The sequence below is a fragment of the Stenotrophomonas sp. PS02298 genome, from assembly GCF_029959445.1.
GTDB lineage: Bacteria > Pseudomonadota > Gammaproteobacteria > Xanthomonadales > Xanthomonadaceae > Stenotrophomonas.
Genome location: NZ_JASCOR010000257.1, coordinates 1 through 3,858 on the forward strand (window position 1 = coordinate 1; position 3,858 = coordinate 3,858).

Consider the following 3,858-nt stretch of genomic DNA (forward strand, 5'->3'; position numbering starts at 1 on the left):
GCTGGTAGATGGTCAGATGGCAGAAATACCGCGCCAGTCATTGTTGCCAGCTTCGCGGCTGACGCCGCTCCTACAGTTCTGGATTGCTGGTCGGGCCCATGCCGAGCATGGCTCGGCACTACGCTCCCTCCCTTTCGCGCAGCGAAGGGGAGGGCTGGGGAGGGGTTGGCTTCTCGCCGGCGGATGCGGTTGGAGCTTCGAGGCATGCCGCTCCCGCAAGAAGGCGGAGCGGGACGCTGCCGGTAAAACCCCTGCCGAGCATGGCTCGGCACTACCACGCGCTATGCTGGTTGCGGTTTTTCTTGGAGAACGTCATGGCCGGTAAAGGCTGGTTCTACGTGGCCCTGACCTGTCTGTTCGAACTGGTCTGGGTGTATGGCTTCAATGTGGCAGCGACCTGGTGGCACTGGATTCCGATCATCGTGGTGATCCTGGTGGACTTCCATTGGCTGGCCAAGGCCTGCGAATCATTGCCGACCGGCACGGTATATGCGGTGTTTGCCGCCGTTGGCACGGTGGGCACGGCGCTGATGGACATCTTCCTGTTCGACGGCAGCTTCAGCCTGGCCAAGGGGGTGTTCATGGCGGTGCTGGTGGCGGGCGTGATCGCGTTGAAACTGGCCGATGACAAGGTGGCCACTGCGCCCGACGCAAACGGGCAGGGAGGCTGATATGGGCTGGTTTCTGGTTTTCGCCGCAGCCTTGATGGAAACGGTGGGCGTGATTGGCCTGAAGCGTTACAGCGGGCGCAAGAGTCTGTTGAGCGCGATCCTGTTCATCGGCGGGTTCGGCGCCTCGTTCGTGCTGCTGTACCAATCCTTCCGTTACATCCAGTTGAGCATTGCCTATGCGGTGTGGATTGGCCTGGGAACGGCCGCTGCGGTACTGGTGAACATACTGTTCTTTGGTGAGTCGCGCAGCACGGCGCGCTTGCTGAGCCTGGCCGTGATCGTGGTTGGGGTGGTGGGCTTGAAAGCGGTTTCTTGAATGCAGAAGGCCCCGGGAATGCCGGGGCCTTGTGGCTCTCTTGTCAGCTTCGGCGGGACTGCTATTGCCGAAACCGTCTTGCTTCGATTTACCCTCAACCCAATCCCCGCGCCGCGCCCCGGCCCTTGCGCTGGCGTAAGGGCGTTCGATGGGCAGCGAACCACTGGTTCGCAAGCTGCCCCTCTCACCCCGCAGGGAGAGGGGCTTCAAGCCAAGGCTCAGCGCTGGGCGCGGCGGCGCAGCGGGGTTACATTGCTGCTGGCTTTCTTGGCTTTCTTGGCTTTCTTGGCTTTCTTGGCTTTCTTGGCCTTCTTTGCCGCCGGTTGCGCGGACTGGGCGCTGAAGAAATCGCGCATCTTCGGGTACACCACTTCGCGCCAGCGGCGGCCGCTGAAGATGCCGTAGTGGCCGGCGCCTTCGACGATGAAGTGGTCGCGGCGCGAGGCCGGGATGCCGGTGCACAGCGCCTGTGCCGCTTCGGTCTGGCCCAGGCCGGCAATATCGTCCAGCTCGCCTTCGATGCTCAGCAGGGCGGTGTCGCGGATCGCCGACGGGTCGACGTGTTCACCGCGCACATACCACTCGCCACGCGGCAGCAGGAATTCCTGGAACACCACGCGGATGGTGTCCAGGTAGAACTGCGCCGGCATGTCCAGCACGGCGTTGTATTCGTCGTAGAAACGGCGATGCGCGTTGGCGTCGTCCAGGTCGCCCTTGACCAGGTCGGTGTAGAAATCCCAGTGCGACATCAGGTGGCGGCTGGGATTCATCGACATGAAGCCGGCGTGCTGCAGGAAGCCCGGATAGACGCGGCGGCCCTGGCCCGGATACGGCGCAGGAATGGTGTGGATGACGTTGTTCTCGAACCACGACATCGGGTTGCGGGTGGCGAGGTTGTTGACCGCGGTCGGGCTGCAACGCGCATCGATCGGGCCACCCATCATCACCAGCGAGCGCGGCGTGGTTTCGCCACGGCTGGCCATCAGTGAGACTGCAGCCAATACCGGCACGGTTGGCTGGCAGACGCTGACCACGTGCACATTCTCGGCGCCGAGGTGGCGGATGAACTCCTGCACGTATTCGATGTAGTCGTCCAGGCCGAACTCGCCCTGTTCCACCGGCACCATGCGCGCGTCGACCCAGTCGGTCACATAGACGCGGTGGTCGCGCAGCAGGGTGCGCACGGTGTCGCGCAGCAGGGTGGCATGGTGGCCGGACAGAGGCGCTACCACCAGCACGATGGGCTGGGCGAGCAGGGCTTCAACCTTGGAGGTTTCGTTGCTGTGGCGCTTGAAGCGCAGCAGCTTGCAGAACGGCTTCTCCACTTCGGTGAGCTGGGCGATCGGCACGATCTCGCCATCAAGCTCCAGCTCATGGATGCCCCATTCGGGCTTCTCATAATCCTTGCCGAGGCGGTGGAACAGCTCGTTCATCGCCGCGAAGCGATCAGCGCCCGGCATCGACGACCACCAGTGGCCCGAATTATTGAAGAACGCCGCATTTGCCTGCGCCTGGTGAACCCAGGGCGCAAGCAGGTTGCGGGTCAATTCATGCAGTTGATAAAGCATGACGTCCCAATATGTACAGTCATATGATGCTGTGCAGCATAGCGCACTATCGCAGAGCGCGAGTTAAGCCGGTATCGGCCTTTAGTCGGCCCTTTCCAGCGCGGCGATGTCTTCGCTGAATGCGGGCCCCAGCCAGCAATGCGAGCCGACGCCGCGGAAGCCCGCTTCACGCAGCTGGCGCTTGTACCAGCGCGCAGGGCGCTGCTGGAAGCCGTCGTGGTCGCCATGGAACTCGTCCTCGGCGGTGAATGCCTCCAGGAAGGCGACCCCGCCGCAGAGCTCGGCCAGGCCCGGCAGGCCCTTGCGCAGCTCGCGGCTGGGCACGTAGTGGATGACATCCGAGCAGACCAGCAGGTCGACCGGCGCGCAGGGACGCAGCCACTGGAAGTCGCCGAAGCTGGCCAGATGCAGGTTGCGGGTGCGGCCATAGCGGCGCACCGCGTACTCGCTGCTGTCAAAGCCCATGTACTGCAGCTTGGGTCGCAGCTTGAGCAAGGGCGCGCGCCAGGCGCCTTCGCCGCAGCCAACGTCGAGCACGCTGCGGATCGGGCGCTCCAGGTAGTACTCGGCTGCGGCAACGGCCAGCTGCACCTTGCGTGCCAGGCGCGCTGCGCCGCCGATATCGTCGCGGCGATACCAGCGTTGGAAGTAGTCGGCGTCGTACTGCTTGTCCTGCATGTGCGTGTCTTGTGCTGATGGGCGAAAATGGCGCTCATCCTACGCCGCCGATGGAGCCAGCGCATGCAGTCGTACTTTTGGGTAAAGACCTTCCACCTTGTTTTCGTGGTGGCGTGGATGGCGTCGGTGTTCTACCTGCCGCGGATCCTGGTCAACCTGGCCGAGGCTGCGGGTCAGCCGGCGGTGCTGGAGCGGCTGCAGTTGATGGGCAAGCGCCTGTACCGGTTTGGCCATGTGATGTTCGGCTTTGCCTTCATCCTGGGGCTGGTGCTGTGGCTGGGTTACAAGGTGCTACCGGAGTTCCCGACCATGGTGGCGCCGGGTGCTGCCGGCTGGCTGCATGCAAAGCTGGGATTGGTGGTCTTGCTGATGGTGTATTTCACCTTCACCGGGCGCTGGTTGAAGGGCACGATCAAGGGCAAGGCCCTGCCGTCATCGGGCACGCTGCGCTGGTTCAATGAGCTGCCGTTGGTGCTGTTCATTGCCATCGTTTATTTGGTGCTGGCGAAGCCGTTCTGAGTTTTCTGGGGGGAAGATCAAAGGCACCCCTCCCAACCCTCCCCTGCGCTGCGCGCAAGGGAGGGCTCGCCTCCGCCCCCTCCCATGCGCGTAGCGCAGGGGAGGG

General features: G+C 63.5%; 4 protein-coding genes and 1 pseudogene. 3 read left to right on the forward strand and 2 right to left on the reverse strand.

Going from position 1 to position 3,858, the window contains the following annotated elements; genetic code table 11:
- Positions 1–314: 314 nt before the first annotated feature.
- Together QMX78_RS20565 and QMX78_RS20570 are read left to right on the forward strand one after the other, a co-directional pair.
- Complete coding sequence (locus QMX78_RS20565; protein WP_282273135.1) at positions 315–671, forward strand: SMR family transporter; 357 nt, start codon at positions 315–317, stop codon at positions 669–671.
- Position 672: 1 nt separating this feature from the next.
- The gene (locus QMX78_RS20570; protein ID WP_282273137.1) at positions 673–987 is read left to right on the forward strand and encodes a multidrug efflux SMR transporter; all 315 of its coding nucleotides are present in this window, start codon (positions 673–675) and stop codon (positions 985–987) included.
- A 338-nt stretch (positions 988–1,325) separates the two neighbouring features.
- Here QMX78_RS20570 and phaZ read toward each other — a convergent pair.
- Both phaZ and QMX78_RS20580 read right to left on the reverse strand, forming a co-directional pair.
- Positions 1,326–2,555: pseudogene (gene phaZ / locus QMX78_RS20575) on the reverse strand (polyhydroxyalkanoate depolymerase); the annotation flags it as partial.
- 81 nt (positions 2,556–2,636) lie between these two features.
- Positions 2,637–3,233, reverse strand: a complete 597-nt coding sequence (locus QMX78_RS20580) for a class I SAM-dependent methyltransferase (RefSeq protein ID WP_282273139.1) — start codon at positions 3,231–3,233, stop codon at positions 2,637–2,639.
- A gap of 63 nt (positions 3,234–3,296) precedes the next feature.
- Here QMX78_RS20580 and QMX78_RS20585 point away from each other — a divergent pair, with 63 nt between their 5' ends.
- Positions 3,297–3,752, forward strand: coding sequence for a CopD family protein (locus tag QMX78_RS20585; protein WP_282273140.1), 456 nt, complete (start codon positions 3,297–3,299; stop codon positions 3,750–3,752).
- The last annotated feature ends 106 nt before the right edge of the window (positions 3,753–3,858 follow it).

Coding starts and splice junctions, on each gene's coding strand:
- QMX78_RS20565 (WP_282273135.1), top strand. CDS start 315: ATGGCCGGTAAAGGCTGGTTCTACGTGGCCCTGACCTGTCTGTTCGAA.
- QMX78_RS20570 (WP_282273137.1), top strand. CDS start 673: ATGGGCTGGTTTCTGGTTTTCGCCGCAGCCTTGATGGAAACGGTGGGC.
- QMX78_RS20580 (WP_282273139.1), bottom strand. CDS start 3,233: ATGCAGGACAAGCAGTACGACGCCGACTACTTCCAACGCTGGTATCGC.
- QMX78_RS20585 (WP_282273140.1), top strand. CDS start 3,297: ATGCAGTCGTACTTTTGGGTAAAGACCTTCCACCTTGTTTTCGTGGTG.